The 1,409-nt window shown below is 42.9% G+C and carries 1 protein-coding gene; it reads left to right on the plus strand.

Going from position 1 to position 1,409, the window contains the following annotated elements; translation table 11 throughout:
• The first annotated feature begins 348 nt into the window (after positions 1 to 348).
• Entirely contained in the window at positions 349 to 1,383 is a 1,035-nt protein-coding gene (gene hemH / locus M3O96_RS21850) for a ferrochelatase (RefSeq protein ID WP_249725418.1), read from the plus strand.
• Positions 1,384 to 1,409 lie beyond the last annotated feature (26 nt).

The raw sequence follows: 1,409 nt of genomic DNA on the forward strand, positions 1-1,409 counted from the left end.
ACATTATAAAGTTATCTCTTTTGAAGTTTGGTTCAAAAACCACGAGGACTTGAAACAAAAAGTAACCAATCCCGGATAGCTATCGGGACAAGAAATTTTAATCCTCCCACACACAGTGCCACCGCCGGCCCGGAAAAATTTCTTCCTCCCCGCGGCTGTTTCAATAGTGAATTCTCCAAAAATTTAAGATTTCTGACTTATTTCTACGATGCTTAATCTGTTAAAAACTTCAGATCTCAGAAGTTATAGATCATGTTAAACCCACTCTTTATCCAATTCCATTGGCAAATTCCAACCAAAACCCTGTTATTTGGTTCTTTATAGAATTATAAAGTATTAAAAAAGGAAATGAGTAAAAATAAAGCAAAGATCGGCGTGCTATTGGTCAACCTCGGGACTCCCGACAGTACAGCCACCGGCGATGTCAGGAAATATTTAAGGGAATTTTTGATGGATGGAAGGGTGATCGATTTTCCATTTATCCCAAGATGGGCATTGGTGAACCTCATCATCGCACCATTCCGTGCGCCAAAATCCGCGCATGAATACCGCAAACTTTTTACCGAAAGGGGTTCACCACTTATGTACCATACCGTAGACCTGACCGAGAAACTGATCAAAGTATTGGACCCTGAAAAATACCTTGTGGAATTTGCCATGCGCTACCAGACGCCAAGCATCGAACAAGGTCTGGAAAAGCTGAACAAAGCCAATGTCAAAAAAATCATAGTACTCCCGCTTTTCCCGCAATATGCTTCCGCTACCAACGGTTCTGTGGTAGACAGAGTCATGGAAATAGCACGTACCTGGCAGATTATCCCGAATATCACTTTTATCAACAACTTCGTCGATCACCCGCTTTTTGTACAGGCATGGACGGAATTGGGAAAAGAAATGATGGAAAAGGAAGAATACGATACTTACCTTTTTTCTTACCATGGACTACCCGAGCGACAGATCCGAAAAGGTTCTGTGGATGGATATTGCCAACTCAGTGACAAATGCTGTGGCAACTACACCAAGAAAAACCAGTTCTGCTACCGCGGTCAGTGCTTCCATACCACGAGGCTGATCGCTTCCAAATTGGGTTTGCCGGAAGAAAAAGTAGTGACCTGCTTCCAGTCCCGACTTGGCAAAGACCCGTGGATCAAACCCTATACCGAAGACCTGATCAAGGAATTATCCGCAAAAGGAGTAAAAAAAGTACTTGTTTTCTCTCCGGCGTTTGTGGCGGATTGCTTGGAAACTACCGTGGAGGTAGGCGAAGAATACAAGGAGCAATTTGAAGAACTCGGCGGTGAAAAATGGGATTTGGTTCCGAGCTTAAACTCAAGAGATACTTGGGTAGCCTGTGTCAAAGATTTGGTGGAGGAGAATTCATAAAAGATTATAATTGGAAGATTGGAAAA

This window comes from Aquiflexum sp. TKW24L, from assembly GCF_023502205.1.
In the GTDB taxonomy this organism is placed as follows: domain Bacteria; phylum Bacteroidota; class Bacteroidia; order Cytophagales; family Cyclobacteriaceae; genus Cognataquiflexum.